Source organism: Myxococcus sp. AM010, from assembly GCF_013372585.1.
Lineage (GTDB): Bacteria > Myxococcota > Myxococcia > Myxococcales > Myxococcaceae > Myxococcus > Myxococcus vastator.
Window position 1 is genome coordinate 50997 of the sequence record NZ_JABXEO010000037.1, and the last position, 21876, is coordinate 72872.

The 21876-nt window shown below is 69.6% G+C and carries 22 protein-coding genes; 14 read left to right on the forward strand and 8 right to left on the reverse strand.

Annotation, left to right across the window (positions count from 1 at the left end; translation table 11 throughout):
* Positions 1–9: 9 nt before the first annotated feature.
* Positions 10–1104 (forward strand): EAL domain-containing protein, encoded by a 1095-nt coding sequence (locus HV826_RS18395; protein ID WP_176418335.1) that lies wholly within the window; start codon positions 10–12, stop codon positions 1102–1104.
* Here the strand turns inward: HV826_RS18395 and HV826_RS18400 are convergent.
* The 8 genes from HV826_RS18400 to HV826_RS18435 form a co-directional block, all read right to left on the reverse strand.
* On the reverse strand, positions 1094–2644 hold the full coding sequence (locus HV826_RS18400) for a hypothetical protein (protein WP_176418336.1): 1551 nt from the start codon (positions 2642–2644) through the stop codon (positions 1094–1096). The genes HV826_RS18395 and HV826_RS18400 overlap by 11 nt on opposite strands.
* A gap of 180 nt (positions 2645–2824) precedes the next feature.
* A complete protein-coding gene (locus HV826_RS18405; protein WP_176418337.1) occupies positions 2825–4429 on the reverse strand; it encodes a hypothetical protein in 1605 nt (534 codons plus the stop codon).
* Positions 4426–5208 carry an outer membrane lipoprotein-sorting protein gene (locus HV826_RS18410; RefSeq protein ID WP_176418338.1) on the reverse strand — a complete coding sequence of 261 codons (783 nt, stop codon included), beginning with the start codon at positions 5206–5208 and terminating at the stop codon, positions 4426–4428. Before HV826_RS18410 ends, HV826_RS18405 begins: the two co-directional genes overlap by 4 nt.
* Positions 5209–5212: 4 nt before the next feature.
* Positions 5213–6514 carry an ABC transporter permease gene (locus tag HV826_RS18415; protein WP_176418339.1) on the reverse strand — a complete coding sequence of 434 codons (1302 nt, stop codon included), beginning with the start codon at positions 6512–6514 and terminating at the stop codon, positions 5213–5215.
* A 4-nt stretch (positions 6515–6518) separates the two neighbouring features.
* The gene (locus tag HV826_RS18420; RefSeq protein ID WP_176418340.1) at positions 6519–8627 is read right to left on the reverse strand and encodes an ABC transporter permease; all 2109 of its coding nucleotides are present in this window, start codon (positions 8625–8627) and stop codon (positions 6519–6521) included.
* A gap of 2 nt (positions 8628–8629) precedes the next feature.
* Entirely contained in the window at positions 8630–9373 is a 744-nt protein-coding gene (locus tag HV826_RS18425; RefSeq protein ID WP_176418341.1) for an ABC transporter ATP-binding protein, read from the reverse strand.
* Positions 9370–9867: a GbsR/MarR family transcriptional regulator gene (locus tag HV826_RS18430; protein ID WP_176418342.1), complete on the reverse strand. Its 498-nt coding sequence runs from the start codon at positions 9865–9867 to the stop codon at positions 9370–9372. The genes HV826_RS18425 and HV826_RS18430 overlap by 4 nt, the downstream gene beginning before the upstream one ends.
* 246 nt (positions 9868–10113) lie before the next feature.
* The gene (locus tag HV826_RS18435; protein WP_176418343.1) at positions 10114–10734 is read right to left on the reverse strand and encodes an RNA-binding protein; all 621 of its coding nucleotides are present in this window, start codon (positions 10732–10734) and stop codon (positions 10114–10116) included.
* A gap of 265 nt (positions 10735–10999) precedes the next feature.
* On the opposite strand from HV826_RS18435, the gene HV826_RS18440 reads away from it, so the two are divergent.
* The 13 genes from HV826_RS18440 to HV826_RS18500 form a co-directional block, all read left to right on the forward strand.
* Positions 11000–11275 (forward strand): hypothetical protein, encoded by a 276-nt coding sequence (locus HV826_RS18440; RefSeq protein ID WP_013939013.1) that lies wholly within the window; start codon positions 11000–11002, stop codon positions 11273–11275.
* Between the two features lie 137 nt (positions 11276–11412).
* A complete protein-coding gene (locus HV826_RS18445; protein WP_163779344.1) occupies positions 11413–11982 on the forward strand; it encodes a hypothetical protein in 570 nt (189 codons plus the stop codon).
* Positions 11983–12012: 30 nt separating this feature from the next.
* The gene (locus tag HV826_RS18450; RefSeq protein WP_013939015.1) at positions 12013–12444 is read left to right on the forward strand and encodes a tetratricopeptide repeat protein; all 432 of its coding nucleotides are present in this window, start codon (positions 12013–12015) and stop codon (positions 12442–12444) included.
* Positions 12445–12460: 16 nt separating this feature from the next.
* Positions 12461–12856, forward strand: a complete 396-nt coding sequence (locus tag HV826_RS18455) for a hypothetical protein (protein WP_176418344.1) — start codon at positions 12461–12463, stop codon at positions 12854–12856.
* A 7-nt stretch (positions 12857–12863) separates the two neighbouring features.
* Positions 12864–13700, forward strand: a complete 837-nt coding sequence (locus HV826_RS18460; RefSeq protein WP_176418345.1) for a sigma-70 family RNA polymerase sigma factor — start codon at positions 12864–12866, stop codon at positions 13698–13700.
* On the forward strand, positions 13594–14139 hold the full coding sequence (locus tag HV826_RS18465; protein ID WP_255207991.1) for an ATP-dependent helicase HrpB: 546 nt from the start codon (positions 13594–13596) through the stop codon (positions 14137–14139). The genes HV826_RS18460 and HV826_RS18465 overlap by 107 nt, the downstream gene beginning before the upstream one ends.
* A 115-nt stretch (positions 14140–14254) precedes the next feature.
* Complete coding sequence (locus HV826_RS18470) at positions 14255–15073, forward strand: type III secretion protein (RefSeq protein WP_176418346.1); 819 nt, start codon at positions 14255–14257, stop codon at positions 15071–15073.
* Between the two features lie 71 nt (positions 15074–15144).
* Positions 15145–17397: a hypothetical protein gene (locus HV826_RS18475; protein ID WP_176418347.1), complete on the forward strand. Its 2253-nt coding sequence runs from the start codon at positions 15145–15147 to the stop codon at positions 17395–17397.
* A 24-nt stretch (positions 17398–17421) separates the two neighbouring features.
* Positions 17422–18093, forward strand: coding sequence for a FliH/SctL family protein (locus tag HV826_RS18480; protein ID WP_163786644.1), 672 nt, complete (start codon positions 17422–17424; stop codon positions 18091–18093).
* Positions 18094–18117: 24 nt separating this feature from the next.
* Entirely contained in the window at positions 18118–19431 is a 1314-nt protein-coding gene (gene sctN, locus HV826_RS18485; protein WP_176418348.1) for a type III secretion system ATPase SctN, read from the forward strand.
* Between the two features lie 51 nt (positions 19432–19482).
* Positions 19483–19971 (forward strand): flagellar assembly protein FliH, encoded by a 489-nt coding sequence (locus HV826_RS18490; RefSeq protein ID WP_176418349.1) that lies wholly within the window; start codon positions 19483–19485, stop codon positions 19969–19971.
* A 33-nt stretch (positions 19972–20004) separates the two neighbouring features.
* Positions 20005–20913: a flagellar hook-length control protein FliK gene (locus HV826_RS18495; protein WP_176418350.1), complete on the forward strand. Its 909-nt coding sequence runs from the start codon at positions 20005–20007 to the stop codon at positions 20911–20913.
* On the forward strand, positions 20910–21876 hold a 967-nt coding region (locus HV826_RS18500), incomplete at its 3' end, for a YscQ/HrcQ family type III secretion apparatus protein (protein WP_176418351.1). The genes HV826_RS18495 and HV826_RS18500, both read left to right, overlap by 4 nt.

Genomic DNA, 21876 nt, shown 5'->3' on the forward strand with positions numbered 1-21876 from the left:
GCTGTCTGGATGAGCGACACCCCGACGCGGTCCTGCGGCAGGTGCCAGACGCTTCCTCCCACCACGGAGGGCGCCGGGCGACTGTTCCTGTGGAGCCCGGTGGGACACAGCCAGGGGCGGCTGCTGTCCTTCCTCCGGGAGGCGCGGCACGAGGTCCAGGTGCGCGCCGAGGCCCATTGCGTCGAGGTGCGGGTGCCGGAGGCGGCGTTGTCGCCTCTGGCATCGAACCTGTTGGCCGCGCTCACGCAGGAGGAGACGCGGGCCACCCGGGCGCTGTTCATGCCGGGGGAGGCGGAGCCTGGGCTGGGGGACTATCCCCGGGTGGACTCCCTCCTGCGGCTCGTCACGCGGACGCGGGCGGGGTGGCTGGTGGACCTGCTCTCCCAAGAGCGGCTCACCACGCACTTCCAGCCCATCGTCCATGCGCGGGACACCGGCCGCATCTTCGCGCACGAGGCGTTGATGCGGGGTCTGGAGCCGGACGGCGCGCTGGTGTCGCCCGGACGGATGATGCAGACGGCGCGCGAGGCGGACCTGCTGTTCCAGTTGGATTTGGCGGCGCGCACCACGGCCATCCGGCAGGCGGTGAAGCACGGGCTGGACACGCACCTCTTCATCAACTTCACGCCCACGGCCATCTACGACGCCACGTTCTGTCTTCGCTCCACGGTGGAGGCCATCCACTCGGCGGGCATTCCGCCGGAGCGTGTCGTGTTTGAAATCATCGAGACGGACCAGACGGCGGACGCGGAGCATCTGCGCGGCATCGTGGACTTCTACCGCAAGGCGGGGTTCCAGGTGGCGCTGGACGACCTGGGGGCGGGCTTCTCGTCGCTGAACCTCATCCACCAGCTGCGTCCGGACATCATCAAGCTGGACATGGAGCTGGTGCGTGACGTCCACCTGGACCCGTACAAGGGCTCCATCGTGGAGAAGCTCCTGGAGATTGCGCGGACGCTGGGCATCTGCACGGTGGCGGAGGGCATCGAGACGCACGAGGAGCTGCGCTGGGTCCGCGCGCACGGGGTGGACTTCGTGCAGGGCTATCTCATCGCCCGGCCGCAGAGTCCCCCCGTGGCGGCGACGCCGTCGTTCACGGATTGAGCAGCACGTTGCCCGTGGCCTGCCGCTCCAGGTTGGCGGCGCGGAGGAGGCTCAACTGGGCGCCCGCCTCCTGGAGGGCGAGCCGGGCATTGTAGCCGTCGCGGTTGTTGACGAAGCCGCGGGCGAGATTGAGCGCCGCACGCAGGCGCTCCGCGTGGACGACGACGGTCCCCTGGCCGTCCTCCTCCGCGCTGTCACGCAAGTCGGCGAAGGCGTTGTCGGCGATGTCGAGCGCATTGACGACGTCCAGCTCTCCCTGCTCCAGCGCCGTGTCCGCCGCGAGCATCCACTGGCTGGCGGTCTGAATCTGGGTCAGCCGGTCCTGTCGCGCCTGCTCCACGTCGACCGCGCGGTCGCCGTAGGTGTCCACCTGGAGTTGCACGGCCTGGTTGCGCACGGTGAGGTCGGCGTCGCGCTCGTTGAGCTGGGCTTCAATCTGCTTCATTCGCTCGCGCAGTTGCTCCAACTGCTGCGCGGGCGGCGGCGGGTTTGTGGCCGGTGCGCCCGCGCCGCCGGTGCCCGGCTGGTTGTTCACGGGCGCCACGGTGGGCGGCGTGCCAATGGGCTCGGAGCGGCCGATGGGCTCCGAGCGGCCAATGGGCTCGGAGCGGCCAATGGGCTCGGAGCCGCCGATGAAGGCCGGCGTCACGGGGGCGAGGGAGGGCGCTGTGCCGCTCAGGTCCGTGGTGGTGCCCTGCGGAGGGGCCGTCTGAGCGCTGGATGTGCCGCCGCCGCCACCTGTGCCGGTGCTGCCGATGCTCGTGCCGGTTCCGCTCACGTCCTGCTGGCCGATGGTGCCGGTGTTCGTGCCGGTGCCACTGAGGTCCTGAGGCGCGACAGTGCCCATGTTGTCAGCGCTGGTCCCTGTGCCACTGAGGTCCTGCTGGCCCACGGTGCCGGAGCCACCTGACCCCGTGCCACTGAGGTCCTGTTGCCCGACGTCACCAGCGCCGCCCGTGCCCGTGCCGCTCAGGTCCTGCTGACCGACGTCACCAGCGCCGCCCGTGCCCGTGCCGCTCAGGTCCTGCTGACCAGCGTAGCCAGAACCACTCGTCCCAACGCCCTGCTGGCCGACGGTGCCAGTGCCACTCACGTCCTGCTGCCCGGCCACACCGGAGCCACCCGTCGCCGTCCCACCCGGGGTGTCCTGGCCCGTCGCCGTGCCGTCATCCACCGTCTGCTGTCCGCTCCCACCCAGCGCGGCCTGCTCCTGTTGCAGCGCCTCCAGGGGCGAGGGAAGCGGCTCGTAGGTCTGCGCGGCCTCCTCGGCGGCGACCTGTCCCGTCGTCGGCGGTGGCGCACCATCAGGCAGGACGGGCGTCAGCACGAAGTCGAGCCGCGAGGCATCCTCCGGCAGCTCGTAGACGTAGCCCGCCGGGGGCCGCAGCCCTTCAATCTCTTCCGCCGCCTGCTGGTTCGCGTCCTGGAGCGCCGCGGCGGCCGGGTCCCGGATGGAGGGGTCCTCGGGGGGAATCAAGACCGGCGCGCTCGGCGACTGGCCGAGGCCCAACCCAGCAGCGATGGCAATCCAGAGGCGCATGGGGGGAAATCTGTCCATCCGTCTGGCCTCGGACACCCCAACCGCCTGTGCGGCGCTCGCAGGGCCGCTCGCAGGGCGGGCACTCCGAACCTGCCTGCTCAATCCCTGAAGACACCGAAGGCCGCGCTCCCAGCAGCAGGGGAGCACGGCCCTCGGGCACGTCAGGACGCCTGGATGGCCTTAGAGGCTGATGCGGAGCCCCGCGCCTAGCTGGAACGTCGGCGCGGGCACGGAGAAGGCCGGAATCGGCTGCCCGTCGACGACGAGCCCCTCCGGCACGTCAATGGCCAGCCGGAACTCACCGCCGCGCCGTCCGTAGTTCACCGAGCCGTACGCCTCCACCGTGAGATACGTGAGCGCCCGGTGCATGACGTTGAGCCGCGTGGTGAACGAGCGGTCCGACAGGTTGCCCAGGGTGAAGAGGTTGAAGGACGTCCGCTCCAGCGGCCCCGGCCGGTCCAGGAAGACGTACGCGGCGCCGTAGTGCCGTCCCAGGTAGAGCGGGTTGAAGGCGTCCTTCAGCAGCAGGTACGGATACCCGAACGAGCCGGTGTAGCCCGTGGAGTTGAAGAAGTACTCCACGCCCAGCACGGCCAGGTCGTTCTCCCCGTAGGGGAAGCTGTAGGTCGCGCCCGCCGTCATCTGCGGCGTGAGCCCGGATGGAATGTACGCCTCCACCTGGACCCCGTCCTGCGCGATGTCCTCGAGCGTCGTCCCCTCCGGGATGCGGTACAGCGGCCGGTCCGTGCCTTCCTTCAGCGCCACTTCGGCGTAGACATCCAGCGGCCCCAGCGGCGAGGACACGTCGAGCCCGAAGCGGGGCTTGCGTCCGTTCTGCGCCACCGCGCTGGCGCCCAGCTCCGCGGGCCCCAGCAGGACCTCCGCGCGCAGCGCGCCGCCCAGGCGGCCCAGCCGGTTGACCGGGTCGCCGCCGCCGGCCTGGGACGTGGGGCTTCCGCTCGGGTCGGTGATGGCGCCCACGTCCGTGCCCAGGTCATCCATGACGAGGATGCCGTACACGTTCCAGCCCTTGGACTCCCAGGGCACGTGCACCTTCAGCATGGACACGCCCGTGCGCAGGTCCACGAAGGCCAGCGGATCCCTGCGTTGAGGCGACAGGAAGTCGGTGGGGTTCCAGATCTGCCCGGTGCCCCACTTCACGTGCTGCTTGCCCACGGTGAAGAACACCGCGTGCTCCAAGTCGAAGCGCAGCCACGCCTGGTCCAGCAGCACGCGCGGGTTCGCCGGGGCGTCCGGCGTACTCCGGGGCGGCAGGGCGGGGTCGTAGTTCAAGCGCCCCACGACGAAGCCACGGATCCGGTCCGACGGGCGCGCGTCGAGGTAGCCGTCCACCAGCGTGGGGGCGGAGAAGGACGTCTGGCGGAGCGAGGTGTTCTCACTGCCCGCCATGAAGCCGCGCAGGTAGAACTGACCGCCAATCTTCAGCGGATCATCCAGCACGTCCTCGGTGTCGAAGGCGCTCCGGGTCGCCGGGCCGTTCAGCACGTCCGCGTCCCGGCCCCCGGCCGGCTCGGTCAGCGGCGGCTGCCGCTCCGTGGCGCCTCCGGTGGTGCCGGGGTCCACGTCCGCCGCCGGCTCCGAGCCGTCACCGCCGAAGAGGGCATCCTCGTCGGGCCGGCCCGAGTCCTCGCCCGCGGGCGTCTCCTCCTGTCCGCCTCCGAAGAGCGCGTCCTCGTCGGGCCGCTCCTCGGACTGGGCCCACGCGGGCGCGCCGGTGAGGGCCGCGGACAGCGCCGCGGCCAGGGTGAGGGTGCGCGGGGTCATCGGCTCTTGCTCTCGAGCCACGCCTTGGTGAAGAGGTTGGCTTCCAGCGAGCGCAGGTCCACCGTCTTGACGAGGATGGTGGTGGAGTTGCCCTTCTCGATGTCGTCGTAGATGCGCATCTCCTCAGGAATCCAGACGTCGTCCTTCTTTGACTCGCTGAACATCTTCTTCCAGCGGGGGTAGAGCGCCGTGCGCATCTTCCGGCCAGACAGGGCGTACTCCTCCCGCTTGAGGATGTTGCCGGACGCCTTGTCCACCCAGAGCTTGAGGACGGGGTAGGCCACATCCACGCCGGGCTTGACCTTCAGCGACAGCAGGTGGGCCGTGTACTTGCCCAGCTTCGCCTCGCCCTCGTAGGACGGGTCATACTCCTCGGCCAGCCGCGACTCGTCGAAGTCCGCGCGGCGGCTGTCGGTGCCGGCGATGCGCTCGCGCTCGGTGCGGCGCTCCCAGCGGCCCACGTTGGGGTTGTAGTTCCAGAGGTTCTTGTCCAGCCGCAGGTAGCCCTTGCCCGCCTCCGCCTTGGGCTTGGTGAAGAGCATCATCAGCTTGTCGTCCTCGTCGCGGCGGTAGACGACCAGCTCGTAGACGAGGTCCGCCTTCCCCTTCTCCTTCTGCTCCAGGTACACCATCGCCTTGTAGTCGCCGCCGTTGCGCTGGCGGTCGTCGATGGTGGCCAGCAGCTTCACCTGCTCGGCCTGCTCCAGGGCCAGGGCGGCCGGCGCGGCCAGCAGCGACACGGCCAGCGCCGCGGCGGACAGCATGTTCTTGAGGCTCATGAGTTCACCCGATGTGGTGCATCGCCGTCACCGGCTTGAGCCGCGCGGCGAGGAAGGAGGGAATGAGCGAAATGGCGGTGGTGCACGCGGTGATGAAGGCCATGGCACCCAGGATGGACGACGGGTGCACGGCCAGATTCAACGTGTCCGACATGATGAACACCGCCACCACCTCCGGGACATGCACCGCCATGGCGTTGACGGCCAGGCACAGCACCAACCCCGCGCTGGCGCCCGCCAGCGTGCCCAGCGTGCCCAGCAGGAGGGCCTCGAAGACGAACATCAGCAGCACGCGCGTGCGCTGCATGCCAATGGCGCGCAGGGTGCCAATCTCCCGGGTGCGCTCCCGGATGGCAATCCACAGCGTGTTCATGATGCCCACGCCGATGATGACCATCAGCACGAAGATGAGCACACCGGTGAGGCTGTTGAGCGCGGTGAGCGTCCAGGTGATGAAGGAGATTTCGTCCTCCCAGTTCGTGATGTCCAGCCGCTGGCCCGTCCAGGCCTCGCGGTTGACGGTCTCGAACTTCATGAAGAACGCGCGCGGGTCATGGTCCATCACCGTGTGCCCCGCGGCCGTCAGCGTCTGGCGCAGCCGGGCCTGCACCGCCGGCACGTGTTTGATGTCCTTCAGGTAGAGCAGCAGCGCGCCCGCGGTGTCGCTCTTGAACTGGTACAGCGAGCGCAGCGTGCCTGACGGCACGAAGATGCCGAAGTCGCTCAGCATGCCCATGTCCGCCGCGATGGCCACCACGCGCGCGTCCACCGTGTTGCTGGCGCCTCGCAGCGTCTGGGCGGCCAGCGTCACGGACTCACCCACCTGGACGTTCAGCTTCTTCGCCTGCTTCTCGAAGAGCAGCACCGTGTCGGGCTCGGTCAGGCCGTCCAGCGTGCCCGCGCGAAGCTGCAGCACCTGGCGGAGGCCCGGCTCGGACTGGATGTCGATGCCGCCCACGCCCACCTGCATGGAGGACGTCTCGCTCACGAGCTTGAGCCAGCCCCGGCCGCGCTGGACGGCGAACTCCAGCTCCGGCACGTCCTTGCGGATCTGCTCCAGGATGGCCGGGTAGCCCGTCACGACGGGCGCCGCCTGGCCCGCCGTCACCTTGTAGAAGCCCGCCACGTTGACGTGGCCGGTGGACAGCGTGGTGGCGGAGCGGAGCATCGACTCCTTCATGCCCGTGGACAGGCCCATGAGGATGACGAGCAGCGCGGTGACGCTGGCGATGGCGCCGCCCAGCAGCAGGGTGCGCTTGCGGTGGTTGCCGAGGTTGCGGAATGCGATGAGGAAGAGCTGGAGCATGTTCTCACTCGTCCGTCTGCATCGCCTGGAGGGGCGAGACCCGGGTCGCGAGGAACGCGGGATAGAGGGTGGAGATGGCGGAGACGCCCAGGACGATCACGAACGCCGCCACCAGGTTGCTGGCGCTCAGCGTGGGGAACAGCCGAGGGCCGGAGAAGAAGAAGTAGAGCGCTTCGTTGCCCGCGGGGATGCCGGCGCTGTTGAGCAGGGCCATGATGCCGCTGCCCACCAATGAGCCGGCCGCGCCGAACACCAGCCCCAGCACCAGCGTCTCCACCAGCACCATGCCCAGGATGAAGGAGCGCTGCGCGCCAATGGCCCGCATGGTCCCCACCTCGCGCACGCGCTGCATGGTGGCCATCATCATGGCGTTGTTGATGATGACCAGCGCCACCACGAAGATGATGAAGACGGCGAAGTAGAGCACCAGCTTCCCGAGCAGCACGAACTGCCCGATGATGCCCGCCGCCTCCTGCCACGACACCACGCGCAGCTTCAGGCCCGCGTCCTTCGCCGCCTGCCGCAGCTCCACCATCGTCTGCTCCAGCAGCTCCGGATCCTTGAGCATCACCGCCGCGCTCAGGGCCACGCCCTGCTCGATTTCCTGCTGGGTGTAGACGCGCTGGAGCAGGTTCTCACGCGTGAGCGCCCCCTGGTCACCGGTGAAGGCGGCCTGGTCGTCCACGTCGGTGGACGTGGCCTCCGCCACCAGGACGTTGTCACTGGCCTCGCCGAAGAGGGCCTCCTCGGCCTCGTCCCGGCTGAGGGCTTCCAGGCCGCTCTGCGCCTGGATCGCCGCCAGCTCCGCCTTCTTGTCCGCGGTGAGGTAGCCGTACAGGTCCCGGAAGGACATCAGGTCCATCAGGCTCAGCGCGCCGGCCATGGCGGACTTCTCCAGGCCCTTGAACTGATAGGTGCCGTAGACCTTCACGTTGACGCTCTGCATGTAGCCGGTGCGCGTGAAGGCGGTGATGGTGAGCACGTCCCCCATGCGCAGCCGGTAGAGCTCCAGCAGCGGCGCCAGCTCTGAATAGAACTGGGCGTAGCGGGTGTCGAAGTTGGCGTCGTCGGTGGTGAAGAACTGCGTCAGCAGCGTGTCCAGCGCGGGCTCCTGGCTGCCCAGCATCTTCTGCAGCCGCTCCACCATCTTCCGCGTCTTGACGGGGTCCAGCTGGAAGATGATCTCCCGCGTCTGTACCTGGTTCTCCTTCACCCAGCGCTGCAGCTCCGGGTCGGTGGCGATGCGCTTCTGGTTGAGCTCCCGCTCCTGCTTGATGTGGTCCAGCCGGAGCGCCGACTTCATCTTGAGGAACTCTTCGTAGAAGAACTTGGACAGCAGCATGCCGCGCTGGCCGGTGGGCACCGGCTGGCCGTCCACAATCTCCATTCGGTCGAAGGTGCGCTGGAACGCGTCCAGGTCCGTGCCGGCGTAGCGCAGCTCCAGCATGTCCCCGTCCGGAATCTGCGGGGCGATGCGGTTCTCCAGGAGCTCCAGCGAGGCGTACGGGTCCTCCTCGAAGGCGTCCCAGAACGCGTCCGTGCGCGCCTGGGCGAGCGCCTTCACCTCCGCGGGGTCCTTCTGGGCACCGCCCAGCTCCTGCTCGCTCCTGGCCGTCTGGTCGGCCATCAGGTCGACCATCTGCCGGACGTGCCCCTTGACGCTGTCGATGCTCTCCCTCAGCTCGGGCGTCTCACCGGCCTCGTCGCGCTTCTTGTAGAGCTCGCGCAGGTTCGCCAGCGTCAGGTCCACCGTGTTGCCGGAGGTGATGATGGCGCCGCTGGTGCCCAAGGGCACCACCGTCTTCACGTTGGGGTGCTTCTCCAGGAAGGGCCGCAGCTGGCTGAAGTCGTCCAGCGCCGCCAGGTCCGGCTCGCCGCTCATGCTGCCGTAGAGGGCCAGCGGGTCCTTGGAGTCATCCGAGTAGACCTGGAGGTGGCCCGCGACGCTGCCGATGATGCTGCGGCTCATCGCGCTGTCCATGCTGTCCATCAGCGCCCCGCCCACCACCACGAGCAGGGTGCCGAAGAAGATGATGCCGCCGATGAGCAGGTTGATCTTGCTGGAGAACAGGTTGCGGAAGGCCACCTGCAGCAGCAAACGGAGCTGTCCCATGGTCAGTGGCCTCCAGCGGCCATGACGCGGCTGGCCTCGGCGGCGCTGATGCGGTCCAGGAACTTGCCGTCCGCCAGCCGCACCACGGCGTTGGCGTGGCTCATCACCTTCGCGTCGTGCGTGGAGAAGATGAAGGTGGTGCCCTCCTTCTGGTTGAGCTCCTTCATCAGGTCGATGATGTTCTGGCCCGTCACCGAGTCCAGGTTGGCCGTGGGCTCGTCCGCGAGCACCAGCTGGGGCCGCGTGACGAGCGCGCGCGCCACGGCCACGCGCTGGCGCTGGCCACCGGACAGCTCGTTGGGCCGGTGTTTGGCGTGGCTGGCCAGGCCCACCTGCTCCAGGAGCTGCATCACCCGCTCCCGGCGCTGGGCCTTGTCCAGCTTGCGCTGGAGCAGCAGGGGGAACTCCACGTTCTGGAAGACGCTGAGCACCTGCACCAGGTTGAAGCTCTGGAAGATGAAGCCAATGGTGTTGAGGCGCAGGTTCGTGAGCTGGCGCTCGGTGAGCTGCTTGGTGTCCTGACCGGCCACCCGGACCACGCCGCCGGTGGCGGTGTCGACGCACCCGATGAGGTTGAGCAGCGTCGTCTTGCCGCTGCCGGAGGGCCCGGCGATGGAGATGAACTCACCGGCATGGACTTCCAGATCCACGCCCCGGAGCGCCGGGACGACCACCTTCCCCAGGGTGTAGTCCTTGGTCACGTTCGTGATGGAGACGATGGCGGACTGCGAAGCGGTGGGATTCATGCGGTACGTCCTTTCGGAGTCTTGTCGGGGCGTGGCGGACGGGGGGCATGCGCTGCGCGCCACCGCTCGGCGATGCCTGTCAGCTCGGCCTTGTAGAAATCACAGAAAGCGGACGCTTCTCGCAAGCTGCGATTTCCAGCGAGGCGCGGTACCGCGAGGGCTTCGGAGCAGATGCGGGCGAAGGCGCTCAGCGACTCCTCCGCGACGCGCAGCTTGCCCTCCCAGCCCTGGGAATGGATGACGTAGTAGTGCTGCCGGTCTCCGGGAACGCTGGCCGGTTCCACCAGGCCCATGTCCGCGCAGGCGCGGAGGTTGGTGGACACCGAGGCCGCGCTCACCTTGAGCAGCTCGGCGATTCGCTTGTTCGACAGGGGCTCGCCCGCGAGCATCAGCAGCGCATAGATGCGCCCGCCAATGCGCGTCCCGCCCCGCCGCTCGAAGTACAGTCCCATCGCTTCGATGAAGCGGTGCTCGGCCCTGTCCAGATCCTTCATGCCCGCGCTCCACGCCTCGCCGTGCCGGGCATCCCGTGGTGGGACGCGTGGCGGCCGGGTCGGTGGGCAGGCATTTAGGCGGCGGACTTCGTTCAGTCAATACTGAATGGACTGTACGGTGATGCAGGTATGACGGCGCCGGAGGTCCGCGCGCGGCATGGCGCCAGGGCCCACAGCCGGGTGGCGGCTGCGGGCCCTGAGTTCCCCATCATGGGGTGCGGTCCTGACATGCCCGTGGGTGGGGCATCAGTACGTGTCGGGCGAGGTGTTGGAGCCCGTGTCCGGGTTCAGGGTGCTGTCGTCTCCCGCGCCGCCGGTGCCTTCGTGCTGCTCCACGCCGGAGCCGCCCATGTCGCTGTCCTGGTTGATGGACGAGTCGGGCGTCAGCGCCGGGTCACCGGCGCCGCCCGTTCCCGAGAGGGAGATGCTCTTGGCGACGTTCTTGGTCTCCTTCACCTGGTAGCTGGCGCGAATCTCCTGGCCAGGGCGCAGGTCCTTGGCCTTCTTCAGGGTCGGGTCGCTGAAGGTGGTGCTGCGGTCGACTTCCAGGGGGACCACCGCGCCTTGCATGTCGACGAAGATCTTGTCGCTCTCCGCCTTCACCACGCGGCCGTTGAGCTCCTTCTGGCCCATGTTGGCCTGCTGGCCCATGGTGCCGGAGCCGCCCATGCCCGGCTCGGCGGGCGTGGCGGTCGTCTCGCGTTCGATGGTGGTGGTGGTGTCCTTCTGGATTTCGGTCTCACCCACCTGGCCGGAGCCTCCCTGCGCCGCCGACGAGTCCTTCGGCTTGTTCTCGTCGTTGTTGGCCAGGGCGGTACCGCTTCCAAGCATGGCGATGGTGGCGAAGACGCCAACGAGCTTCTTCATGGAAATGCTCCTGTGGTTGTTGTGAGTGGGCGGGGGCTGCGACGTCCCCCGTTGGAGAAAACCTAGGTGCGCTTGTTGAAGCGGACAGGGCTTGCCCACCCCCCTGCTGGTATGGCCGTTCGCTCTCCTGGCGGTGGTCCGGGGGCCGCGCGCGTCGTGGGAAGAGCGGAGCGCCTTGTCGGCAGCGGGGCTTTCCCTTACCGTCGGGGGGCCCAGCGCCCACTGGCCAGCCTGGCTGGTGGCCCGACAGGAGACCGTCTCCGCGATGCCCCCGACCGCCAAGCCGTCCCAGACCGCGCAGGACCTCCCCGCGCCCTCGTTTCCCGCCATCGAGTCGCTGCTCGAGGCGGCCTCCGTGGAAGAGGTCCGTGGCTTCTTCGAGGGAGTGAAGACGGGCCTCACCGAGCTCAAGGGCCCCAAGGTGGAGCAGGGCAAGAAGGCCCAGGCCGCCATTGGCCGCGCGGAGGAGCTGCTGGAGATGCTGGTGGAGACCCGCGAGCGGCTGATCGCCGAGTCCAAGGGTGGCAAGGGCCGGAAATGACGGTGGTTTTGCCCCGGAGGCGCTTTTTTTCCGGGGTCAGGCAACCGGCGGCCCCCCCCGCCGATAATGCAAGAGAGAGCATCCTGAGCATCGGTGATCTCTGACCTTTCCGCTGGAAGCAGCGCCTGGAGGAAGCAATGGCGAAGATCGACAACATGATGGGCCCGAACGTTCGTCTCTCGACCAACGTCACGACGGCGCGGCAGACGCCGGACACCGGTTTCGGCGCGCGGCTTCACAACGGTCTCAACAGCGCCGCCAGCGCCGTGGGCACGGGTGTGGGCGCGATGGCCGGCATGGTTCCCGGCGGGCAGATTGTCTCCGCCGCCGTCTCCTCGATGCACACGTTCTCCGCGACGGGTGGCTCGGGCATGGGCGCGCCGTACGCGGGCGTGATGAACACCGCGGTGGCGGGCAACCTGAGCGGCGCGGTGGCGCCGGCCGGCGGCGGTGTCGTCGCGGGCGGCGGCCTGGGTGGCGCGGTGGCGGGCTCCGGCTCGCCGCTGGGGCTGGGTGCGCAGGGCTCCGGCAGCACCACGGACACCGTCAATGGCAACTTCTCGCTGAACAAGATGGCCGAGGAGAACTCCAAGCTCCTGAACCTGCAGGCCGCCATCCAGCAGGAGTCGCAGACTTTCACCGCGATCTCGAACGTGATGAAGTCGCGCAACGATACGATCAAGAACTCCATCGGCAACGTCCGCTAACCGCGGGCGTCGTCGCCCCAGGGAGCGTGCATGGCGGACACCTCGGAGATTTCGAACAGCCTCGTCCCACTCGGACGCCAGCAGGCCAGGGTCCTGCTGGAGGCCGGTTACCTGTGGCTCGACATGGGCCACTTCGACAAGGCGAAGGAGATCTTCTCCGGGGCGGCCGCGCTGATGCCCCGGAGTGAGGTGCCCCAGCTGGCGCTGGGCGCGGTGGAGTTCTCGCAGGGCCGTCATGACAAGGCCCTGCAGGCCTACCGCGTCGCGCAGCGCCTGGCCCCGCAGTCCGCGCTCCCGCGGGCGCATGCGGGTGAAGCGCTGCTGTTCATGGGGAAGGTTCCCGAGGCGCTCAAGGAGCTGAAGGCCGCCATGGACCTGGATCCCGACGGGGACGGTGCCCGCCTGGCGCAGTCCCTCATCCAGGCCAAGGAGGCGGGAGTCCTGCCTCCGGCGAAGACGTAGGACGGAGGTCACGGCGATGGCTGTCGGCGGTGTCGGACGAGGCGGTGGGAAGGGCCGTGCGGGTGGCGCGAAGGGCCCTGCCGGCGCGGCTCCGGCGGGTGGCGCCAGCTTTGGTGGCCGGGTGGACCGGACGGAGTCTCTTGTCGGGCCCTCGGGTCTGGTAGGCTCCAGCAATGTCCAGGGCCCCCAGGCCGCGGATCCGGTGGCCTCCCAGGCGGTGGCCATTGCCCGGAAGCTGAAGAATGGGGGCTTCAAGAGCAAGGAAGAGGCGACGCAGGCCCTGGTCGCCGAAGTCCTGAAGGAGAAGCTCCGAATGAAGTCTTCTTCCCTCACCAACAAAATCGCAGACGCGCTCCAGGATGATCCGCGGCTGAATCAGGTCCTCGAGCGGCTGTGGTCTAAGGCCGAGTGAGCGGCGCTTGGCTCTGGGCGACGACAGGCAGGTCATCCTCGAGAAGTACGGCCCCTACGTCCGGTCGCTGGCTGCGACCGTGCGCAAGCAGTTCAATGCCCAGCTGGAGCTGGATGAGCTGCTGGCCTACGGTCAGATAGGCCTCCTGGAGGCCGCCGAGCGGTTCGATCCGAAGGTCGGGGCCAACTTCCTCACCTTCGCGCACTACCGCATCAAGGGCGCCATCTTCGACGGTCTGCGGAAGATGGGCGTGCTGCGCGGTTCGGACGCCCGCAGCGCCTATGTGGGAGAGCGGGCGGCGGCGTATCTGGGAAATCTTTCGGATCGTGAGGCCGGAGCAGGCAACCGCGGCAGCTCATTCGACGATGATGTGAATGACATCTCGGATGCGGTGACGGGGTTGGCGATGGTTTTCGCCACCAGCATCGAAGGCGCGGACACGGCGGGTTACACCGACGAGTCGCTCCCCGTCGACATCCGGATGGAGCAGGAGCAGCTGAAGACGCGGGTGCGGGCGGCGATCGAGAAGCTCCCGGAGAAGGAGCGCAAGCTCCTGATGGGGTACTACTTCCAGGGCAGGACGCTGGAAGAGGCGGGAGCGGAGATAGGACAGTCGAAGAGCTGGGCGTCGCGGCTGCATGCGCGAGCAATCGACCGGCTCAAGGAACTCTTGAACGAGGAGGAGGAACTCCCTCCTTCTCCGACGGATGCAAGGAGGGTCTCACATGGCGGGTCCGATGGCCGGAGTCTCCGCGGCGCAGGTCGCCCAGCAGAAGCTGCAGGATCAGGGCGCTCAGCAGACGAACAAGCAGGGCGCGTCGAAGTTCGACGGAGTTCTCGCTGACAAGGCGCAGGGCGCCGGTCAGGTGGACGCGGCCCAGCAGGTGAACAAGGCCCAGGCGGCGCAGGCCACCCAGCGCACGGACGCCGTGCGTCAGGTGGAGAGCGTCACCAAGACGGAGAAGGCCGCCCTCAACAAGGTGCACGGTGCCCAGGAGTCGGTGACGACCAAGGCGGCCGAGCCCGTGGTGGCCAAGGCGGAGGCGTCCAAGTCGTCCAAGGCGGGCGACATGATGACGCAGATCGTCGGTGACCTGGAGAAGGGCCAGGTCAACCTGGAGCACATCATCAAGCAGGCCTCCAGCGGCAAGGCGTTCTCCAACGCGGAGCTGCTGTCGCTCCAGGCCTCCATGTACCAGTACACGCAGCAGCTGGACCTGACGAGCAAGGTCGTGGAGAAGGCGACCACCGGCCTGAAGGACGTCGTCAAGACCCAGGTGTAGGCCTCAACCCCGGTTCCCCGGCGACGCGGCCTTGAGAAGGGCGGTCCCTCCCTCTACGAGCGGGAGGGGGCGCCCTTCCGCGTTTTTCGGGGGCCTAGTAAGCTCCGACCCGCCCATGATTCGCCGACCGCACGCGTTTGCCGCCTCGCTTCTTGCCCTCCTCTTCCTGACGGGCTGCCACATCGAACTCCAGCACGCGCTGAGCGAAGCGGACGCCAACGAAATCTACGTCCTGCTCAGCAAGAACGGCATCACCGCCAAGAAGGAAAAGGAAGAAGGCGGCAACGAGGTGCGGTTCATGATCACCGTGCCCAAGGCGGATGCCGCGCAGGCGGCGGAGCTGCTCAAGCTCAACTCGCTGCCGCGGCCGGTGGAGAAGGGCCTGGCCCACTTCTCCAAGGGCAGCATGGTGCCCACCGCGACGGAGGAGCGCGCCATGCTCCTCAAGGCGATGGGCGGCGAGGTCTCCAATGCGCTGAATCAGATTGATGGCGTGCTGGAAGCGCGCGCCATCGTGATGATTCCGGAGAACAACGACCTGGCGCAGCCGGAGAACAAGCCGATGCCCTCCGCGTCGGTGTTCATCAAGTACCGCCCGGGCGAGGGAGGCAGGCCGCCCATCGACACCGCGGTGGTGCAGCAGTTCGCGGCCACCGCGGTGCCGGAGCTGAAGGCCAGCGCGGTGACGGTGCTGATGACGCAGGCCCTGCCGCCGTCGGCGGAGACGGACTCGGAGAGCCGCCTGCAGGACGTGCTGGGGCTGCGCATGACGGCGTCCAGCGCCAGCCAGTTCAAGGTGATGTTCGCGGGCGCCTTCGTGCTGGTGCTGGCGATGCTGGGCCTGACGATGTGGACCTTCATGCGCGGCGGCTCCACCAGCGCCCCGGCCACGCGCACTGGCGCGCGCGCCCGCGGTCGTCCTCCCGAGGCCTGACGTCACCGCCCCTCACGGTGGGGCTTCCCTCCCTCTCCCAGCGGGCGTCCGTGGGGCCCGAGAGGTGACGTTTGGACTCGTTCTTCACCTCGCTCAACAAGCGCCAGAGCATGCTGCTCCTGACGGCCGTGACGTTCTGCGGCCAGGAGAGCCTCGGCGCCTTGGAGCACCTTCCCGAAGAGGAGGGGGCGCTCCTGCGTCATCGCGCGCAGGAGCTGCTTCAGATTCCGCGCGAGAAGCGCATCCCCGCGCTGGTGCAGGAAATCAAGCGGCTGGTGAAGGACCGCCGTGGGCAGCTCTGGAGCGCCGAGCCGGAGCGGCTGGCCGCGCTGCTGCAACGTGAGCGGGGCGCGCTGGTGGAAGTGGTGCTGCGCGCGCTGCCGGGCACGCTGGCGGAGGCGGTGCGCGCGCATCTGCCGCCCTCGCGCGTGAAGCTGACCCGTGAGGTCCGGCCGCAGGTCCTGGACATCGTCCGGTGGAAGCTGGAGGAGCTGCTCGCGCGCGAGGTCGCGGGCCAGCAGGCCGCGGGCTTCAAGTTCGCGGACGTGCTCCAGCTCCAGCAGCGGGAGCTGCTCACCATGTGCGACCGGTTGGGCGCGCGTGTGCTGGGGCCGGCGCTGGCGGGCCTCCCGGACGCGGAGCGCGAGGCCATGCTGGAGCAGCTGCCGCCGGACCTGAAGCTGCTGGCCACCAAGGCCGTGGCGGCCAACGCTCCGCGCAAGCTGCCGGAGGAGGACGCCCGGGCGCAGTTGGAGCCGCACGAGGGCCTGACGCGGCCCGCGGTGGCGCTGCGCAGCGCGGGGGCCCAGCGCCTGGCGCGCGCGTGCGTGGCGCAGTCCCCGGAGTTCGCCGCGCGCATGCTGGAGAAGTACCGCGGTGAGTTCGGAAGCCTGCTGGCGAAGTGGGTGCGCGAGGAGCGCGTGCGTCCCACCGCGCGGGGCGACGGCGGCCGGACCGACATCGTGATGGACCTGGAGCGGCTGGCCACGCGTGGCCTCATCGAGCGGCCGGTTCGCCTGGCGACACCGCCTCCGCCGCGTCAATCCGCGGTGCTTCCTCCGCCACCGGGAGCCCGGAAGGCGGCCGCGGCGGCGGCGCCACCCGCGGCCAAGGCGGCGGCTCCTGGTGGGGCCGCGCCTGCTGGGTCCGCGCCCGCTGGGGCGCCGGGTGCCGGGCGGGATGTGCCGACGCGTCCGCCGGTTCGGGGAAAGGCCCCGGGGGCGGCTCGCCCAGGGGCGGGAGCACCACCGGCCCGGCGGGACTTCATGGCGGAGCGGGCGGCGCGGAACGCGGGCGTGTTGTCCTCGCGTGAGCCGTCCCGCGTGGCCACGCCCGCGAAGCGGCAGGATGGCTCCGCGGTGCAGCGGATGCCGGCCCGGCGTGAGCCCGCGAAGGTGGGCGGCGCGGGGGCTCGTCGTGAGGGTGAGGGGCCTGATACGCGCCCGCCGCGCGCGGATCCAGAGGGCGCGCGCATCGGTCCGCCGCCTTCGCGGCTGGGACAGCGCGGCGCTCGGCCTCGCCCCCAGGACCCCGACGCGCTGTCCGAGCGTGAGCGAGCGCGCGCCGCCGAGGGTTCCCGGGTGCACTCGCGTCCGCCGGAAGAGCGCTCCCGGGTGGCCGAGGGGTCGCGGGTCCACGCCGCGGGCCAGGATGAGCGTTCCCGGGCGGCCGAGGGCTCGCGGGTCCATGCCCGCCCCGTGGAAGAGCGCTCCCGCGTGGCCGAGGGCTCGCGGGTCCACGCCAGTGTTCCAGACGAGCGCTCCCGCGTGGCCGAGGGCTCGCGGGTCCACGCCCGCCCCGCGGACGAGCGCTCCCGGGTGGCCGAGGGCTCGCGCGTCCAGGCGCGCCCCGCGGACGAGCGCTCCCGGGTGGCCGAGGGCTCGCGCGTCCAGGCGCGCCCTGCGGACGAGCGCTCCCGGGTGGCCGAGGGCTCGCGCGTCCAGGCGCGCCCCGGCGATGAGCGCTCGCGCGTCGAGCCCCGGGGGCCGCAGCGCCCGGCGGAGGAGCCGCCCCGGGCCGCTCGGATGAAGCTCCGTGCGGCGGACCCGGAGCGGGAGGACTCGGAGGTCTCCCGGGTGTTCCGCTCACGCTCGTCCGGTGCCCAGGGAGGCGGCCGGGCCCGGCCCCCCGAGGCGGAGCCGGCGCCGGAGCGTCCCCCCCGGGTGCTGGTGGGGCGGGCCATCACCTCGCCGTCCCTGGCGCCCATGCCCAAGCCCCGGAGTGAGGGCACGTCCGTCCAGCGCCGTCCCCGCTCTCCGTCGGGTACCGACCGTCCTGTGCCTCCTGGTGCGGGGGGACGTGGACCCAAGGGCGGAACGCGCTAGCATCCGGCCCGCAAGGAGCGGCCCATGGCGATCGGCAAGGTGATTCGAGGTGATGGGACGGCGGAGCCGGCGCACGCGCCCGAGCGTCCCGTGCTGCGGCCTCCCCGCGCGGGGGTGATGAACGCCGAGGTCTTCGAGGCCCGTCAGGGCGCGTCGGCCATCCTGGAGGAGGCGCAGCGCGAGAAGGAGCGCATCCTCGCGGAGGCGCAGCGTGAGCGCGAGGAGCTCCTCGCCAAGACGCGTGAGCAGGGCCGTCAGGAGGGCCTGGCGCAGGCCACCGAAATCATCCTCCGCGCGAAGATGCAGGCGGGGGAGGTGCTGAGCGGCCACGAGCAGGACGTCATCGCGCTGTCGCTCAAGATGGCGGAGAAGATCATCGGCCGGAGCCTGGAGAAGGACCCGGAGCTGATGGTGGAGCTGTGCGCCGTGGCCATTGAAAACCTGCGCAGCGCCCGCTCCATGATTCTGCGGGTCCACCCGAAGACGGCGGCCGTGCTCCGCGCGAAGAAGCCCGTCCTGATGGAGCTCATCGGCCGCGCGGTGGACCTGGCCATCAAGGAGGACCCCGAGGTGGCCCCCGTGGGCTGCATCGTCCAGACGGAGTTCGGCACGGTGGACGCCCAGCTGCCCACGCAGCTGGAGATGCTCCAGAACATCCTGTTGCCGGACACCGCGCGCAAGGAAGGGCCGGCGTGAGCCGGAGCGTCAAGGGACACGCCCATGGCCATTGACCTCTCGCGGTACTTCGACCTCATCAAGGAAGCCCAGGTCGTGCGCGTGCGCGGCCGCGTCACCGAGCTGACGGGCCTCATCATCAAGGCCAGCGTGCCCAACGTCCGCGTGGGCGAGCTGGTGCTCATCAAGAGCCGCAACCGCGGCGCGGTGAAGGCGGAGGTGGTGGGCTTCCAGGGGGATGAGGTGATGCTCATGCCCCTGGGCGAGCTGCACGGCATCGGTCCGGACAGCGAGGTCATCCCCACCGGCAAGCCGCTGAGCATCAAGTGCGGAGAGGCCCTGCTGGGCCGCGTGCTCAACGGCATCGGCGAGCCCATGGACGGCCACCCGTTGCCGGACGAGGGCCTCATCGACTGGTCCGTGGACCGCGACTGCCCGGACCCCTTCACCCGCCAGCGCATCGAGCGGCCACTGCCCCTGGGCGTGCGCTGCATCGACGGGCTGCTCACGGTGGGCGAGGGCCAGCGCGTGGGCCTCTTCGCCGGCTCCGGCGTCGGCAAGTCCACGCTGATGGGGCAGATTGCCCGGAACACGAAAGCGGACCTCTGCGTGGTGGCGCTCATCGGCGAGCGTGGCCGCGAAGTCCGTGAGTTCATCGAAGACGCCATGGGCGAGGAGGGCATGAAGCGCTCCGTGCTGGTGTGCGCCACCTCCGACCAGCCCAGCCTCGTGCGTCTGCGCGCGGCCTACGTGGCCACCGCCATCGCCGAATACTTCCGCGAGCGCGGCGGCAACGTGCTCTTCATGCTGGACACGGTGACGCGTCTGGCGCGTGCCCAGCGTGAAATTGGCCTCGCCGTGGGTGAGCCCCCGGCTCGTCAAGGTTACCCGCCGAGCGTGTTCTCCATGCTGCCGCGCATCCTGGAGCGCACGGGCAACTCGGACAAGGGCAAGTGCACCGCCATCTACACCTGCCTCGTGGCCGGCGGTGACATGGAAGAGCCCATCGCCGACGAGGTCCGCGGTATTCTCGACGGTCACTTCATCCTCAACCGCGCCCTGGGTGAGCGCAACCAGTGGCCCGCGATGGACGTGCTCGCCAGCCTCAGCCGTGTGATGAGCGGCATCGTCTCCAAGGACCACAAGAAGGCGGCGGGACGGCTGCGCGAATTGCTCTCCACGTATGAGAAGCAGCGTGACCTCATCCTGCTGGGGGCCTACCAGTACGGGACGGATCCCCGCACGGATCAGGCCATCGACAAGTACGACGCCATCATCGACTTCCTCAAGCAGGACACCCACTCCAACTCCGGGTTCGAGGAGACGGTGGAGCAGCTGATCGCCCTGTTCGACGAGTAAGGCGCCGGCCAGGGGTGCGCGGCGGGGATTCCGGGTTAGGATGGGGCCAACATGCCCCCGTACCGGTTGCAGGCCCTGCAGGACATGCGCGCCCGGGCCAAGGAAGAGGCGGAGCAGGCCTTTTCCTCCGCCATCAAGGCGCTGGAGAAGGAGAAGGCGGAGCTCCAGCGTCTCATCGACGACCTGGAGCAGCGCAAGCGCGAGCGCAAGGCGAAGGTGGCCGCCTACTTGAAGGAGGTCATGTTCAAGGGTTCCGGCATCAACGGCATGAACATGATGAACCGCTTCGAGGAGCGCCTGAAGGACGAAGAGGCGCAGGTGGCGCTGGAGGTGGAGCGCCAGCGGGAGGCCGTCAAGGTGGCCGAACGGCTGGTGGAGCAGCGCCGGCGGGAGATGGCCGAGGCGGCGAAGGAGCTGAAGGCCATCGAGAAGCACCGAGAGAACTGGCAGAAGCAGGTGAAGTACGAGCGACAGCAGCGTGAGGAACTGAACCAGGAGGAGATTGGCAACGCCTTGTTCCTGGCGCGCCAGCGCAAGTAACCTGCGCCCTCCCCATCCCCCTGGAATGACGTCATGAGCCGAGTTGACGACGACCGCGAAGCAGCGCGCATGGCCGAGCGCCTCCTCCAGGAGAAGAAGCTCGCCGAGGGTCAGGCCAAGAAGCGCCAGGAGGGGGCCTCCGCCTTCCAGCGGCTGATGCAGCAGTCCCAGCAGCCGCCCCCATCGCCGGGCCCGGCGCCCGCGCAGCCCCAGCAGCAGCAGGGCGGTCTTGCGCGCGCCGTGCTCGCGCGAGCCACGCAGCAGGGCAAGACGTTTGGTGAGCGGGTGCAGCAGGAGCAGCAGCCCGGCATGAAGGAGCTGGCCCAGCCACAGGCCCAGGCCCAGGGAATGGCCGCGGAGGCCCGGGGCGGCTCGCGCGCGTCGGACTCCCGGGATGCCCGGCGCACTGACGAAAAGCGGACCTCCGATAGCCGGGAGAAGGACCTGGGCAAGGCGGAGTCTTCCCTGGGACAGGTCAGCTCCGAGCGCGGCGCCGCCATCCGGGCGAACGCGGATGCTGGCGGCGGCAAGGGCAGCGGCGGCGGCAAGGACAAGAAGGAAGGCGGGGCGGAGGCCATGGCCCCCGGCTTCCGCTTCAACCCCGCGCTGATGGCGCCGGTGCCCGTGGCCAAGCCCAAGGACACCGCGGGCTCGGAGCGCCTGCGGGCCCTGGCCACCGAGATTGCGCAGAAGATTGTCGACCGCGTCCGCGTGGGCACCAACGCCGCGGGCAACGCGGAGTTCCAGATTGATTTGCGGGGCGACGTGCTCAGCGGCCTGTCCATCAAGGTCAGCGCCCGGAACGGGAAGATTTCGGCCACCTTCAGCGGCAGCAACCGCGAGGTGCTCAAGCAGCTCGAGGGGGCCAGCGAGGGACTGCGCTCCGCGCTCAGTGGCCGTGGGCTCCGGCTTGAAGACGTCCGCTTCGAGGCGAAGGCATGAGTCTCGAATCCGAGGACGAAGGACCGGGCGTCCATGAGCGCACGATGCTGGTGGACCTGCGCCAGCTCCGGCCTTCGCGTCAGGAGCCGCCCCGGGAATCCCTTGCCTCCGAGGAGCCCACCGCCAGCGAGGAGCGGCGCTGGCGGCCCTTCGCCTTCAGGAACCTGGAGAAGGTCTCCCGGGCCCAGGGGCTGCTCGCGGAGCGCTTGCGGTGGCTGACGCCCGCGGAGGGCACGGCGGTGGCCGTGGCGGCCCGGCTCAAGGAGGTGTTCGACGCGGAGGTGCGCCTGACGGTGGAGTCCGTCCAGGTGCGGCCCATGGCGGAGCTGCGGCGCTTCCTGGGTGACCCCACCTTCCTGGCGGTGCTCGCGCCCGGGGCGCTCCAGGGCCGGGCCGTGCTGGAGGTGGAGCTGGCGCTGGCGCACGTGGCGGTGGACCTGCTGCTGGGCGGCGCCGGGGAGACGGTGGGCCTGAGGCCGCTGACGGATATCGAAGAGGGCGTGATGGCCTACGTCGTCCTCGAGGGACTCAAGCTGCTGGTGCCGGGGCTGCAGGCGGCGGTGCCGCGCCCCCGGCTGGACGGCGTGGCGCGGGGCGTGGACGAGGTCTCCGCGCGGCTGGGGGATGACGGCCCCATGCTGGCGGTCCACCTGCACGCGACGCTGGGGCCGCACAGCGGCATGGTGCGGCTGGTGGTGCCCGCGGCGGTGCTGGACGCGGCCGAGCCGGCGGTGGAGAGCGCGCAGCGGCGGGCCCGGGGGAAGGCGGACCTGGAGGCCTTCGCGAGCCGTCTGTCGGCGGTGCGCAGCTGGCTGCGCGCGGAGATTGGCTCGGCGGAGATTTCCGGCCAGGACCTGGCGAGCCTGCGGGTGAAGGACGTGCTGCTGTTGGACGCGCTGTCGGCGCGCCCGGACAAGGGCGAGGCGGGCACCGCGCGGCTGCGGGTGGGGAAGGGGACGGCGG

What these genes read in the sequence shown, in the direction of transcription:
- HV826_RS18395 (WP_176418335.1), top strand. Translation starts at nt 10, where the DNA reads ATGAGCGACACCCCGACGCGGTCCTGCGGCAGGTGCCAGACGCTTCCT.
- HV826_RS18400 (WP_176418336.1), bottom strand. Translation starts at nt 2,644, where the DNA reads ATGCGCCTCTGGATTGCCATCGCTGCTGGGTTGGGCCTCGGCCAGTCG.
- HV826_RS18405 (WP_176418337.1), bottom strand. Translation starts at nt 4,429, where the DNA reads ATGACCCCGCGCACCCTCACCCTGGCCGCGGCGCTGTCCGCGGCCCTC.
- HV826_RS18410 (WP_176418338.1), bottom strand. Translation starts at nt 5,208, where the DNA reads ATGAGCCTCAAGAACATGCTGTCCGCCGCGGCGCTGGCCGTGTCGCTG.
- HV826_RS18415 (WP_176418339.1), bottom strand. Translation starts at nt 6,514, where the DNA reads ATGCTCCAGCTCTTCCTCATCGCATTCCGCAACCTCGGCAACCACCGC.
- HV826_RS18420 (WP_176418340.1), bottom strand. Translation starts at nt 8,627, where the DNA reads ATGGGACAGCTCCGTTTGCTGCTGCAGGTGGCCTTCCGCAACCTGTTC.
- HV826_RS18425 (WP_176418341.1), bottom strand. Translation starts at nt 9,373, where the DNA reads ATGAATCCCACCGCTTCGCAGTCCGCCATCGTCTCCATCACGAACGTG.
- HV826_RS18430 (WP_176418342.1), bottom strand. Translation starts at nt 9,867, where the DNA reads ATGAAGGATCTGGACAGGGCCGAGCACCGCTTCATCGAAGCGATGGGA.
- HV826_RS18435 (WP_176418343.1), bottom strand. Translation starts at nt 10,734, where the DNA reads ATGAAGAAGCTCGTTGGCGTCTTCGCCACCATCGCCATGCTTGGAAGC.
- HV826_RS18440 (WP_013939013.1), top strand. Translation starts at nt 11,000, where the DNA reads ATGCCCCCGACCGCCAAGCCGTCCCAGACCGCGCAGGACCTCCCCGCG.
- HV826_RS18445 (WP_163779344.1), top strand. Translation starts at nt 11,413, where the DNA reads ATGGCGAAGATCGACAACATGATGGGCCCGAACGTTCGTCTCTCGACC.
- HV826_RS18450 (WP_013939015.1), top strand. Translation starts at nt 12,013, where the DNA reads ATGGCGGACACCTCGGAGATTTCGAACAGCCTCGTCCCACTCGGACGC.
- HV826_RS18455 (WP_176418344.1), top strand. Translation starts at nt 12,461, where the DNA reads ATGGCTGTCGGCGGTGTCGGACGAGGCGGTGGGAAGGGCCGTGCGGGT.
- HV826_RS18465 (WP_255207991.1), top strand. Translation starts at nt 13,594, where the DNA reads ATGGCCGGAGTCTCCGCGGCGCAGGTCGCCCAGCAGAAGCTGCAGGAT.
- HV826_RS18470 (WP_176418346.1), top strand. Translation starts at nt 14,255, where the DNA reads ATGATTCGCCGACCGCACGCGTTTGCCGCCTCGCTTCTTGCCCTCCTC.
- HV826_RS18480 (WP_163786644.1), top strand. Translation starts at nt 17,422, where the DNA reads ATGGCGATCGGCAAGGTGATTCGAGGTGATGGGACGGCGGAGCCGGCG.
- sctN (WP_176418348.1), top strand. Translation starts at nt 18,118, where the DNA reads ATGGCCATTGACCTCTCGCGGTACTTCGACCTCATCAAGGAAGCCCAG.
- HV826_RS18490 (WP_176418349.1), top strand. Translation starts at nt 19,483, where the DNA reads ATGCCCCCGTACCGGTTGCAGGCCCTGCAGGACATGCGCGCCCGGGCC.
- HV826_RS18495 (WP_176418350.1), top strand. Translation starts at nt 20,005, where the DNA reads ATGAGCCGAGTTGACGACGACCGCGAAGCAGCGCGCATGGCCGAGCGC.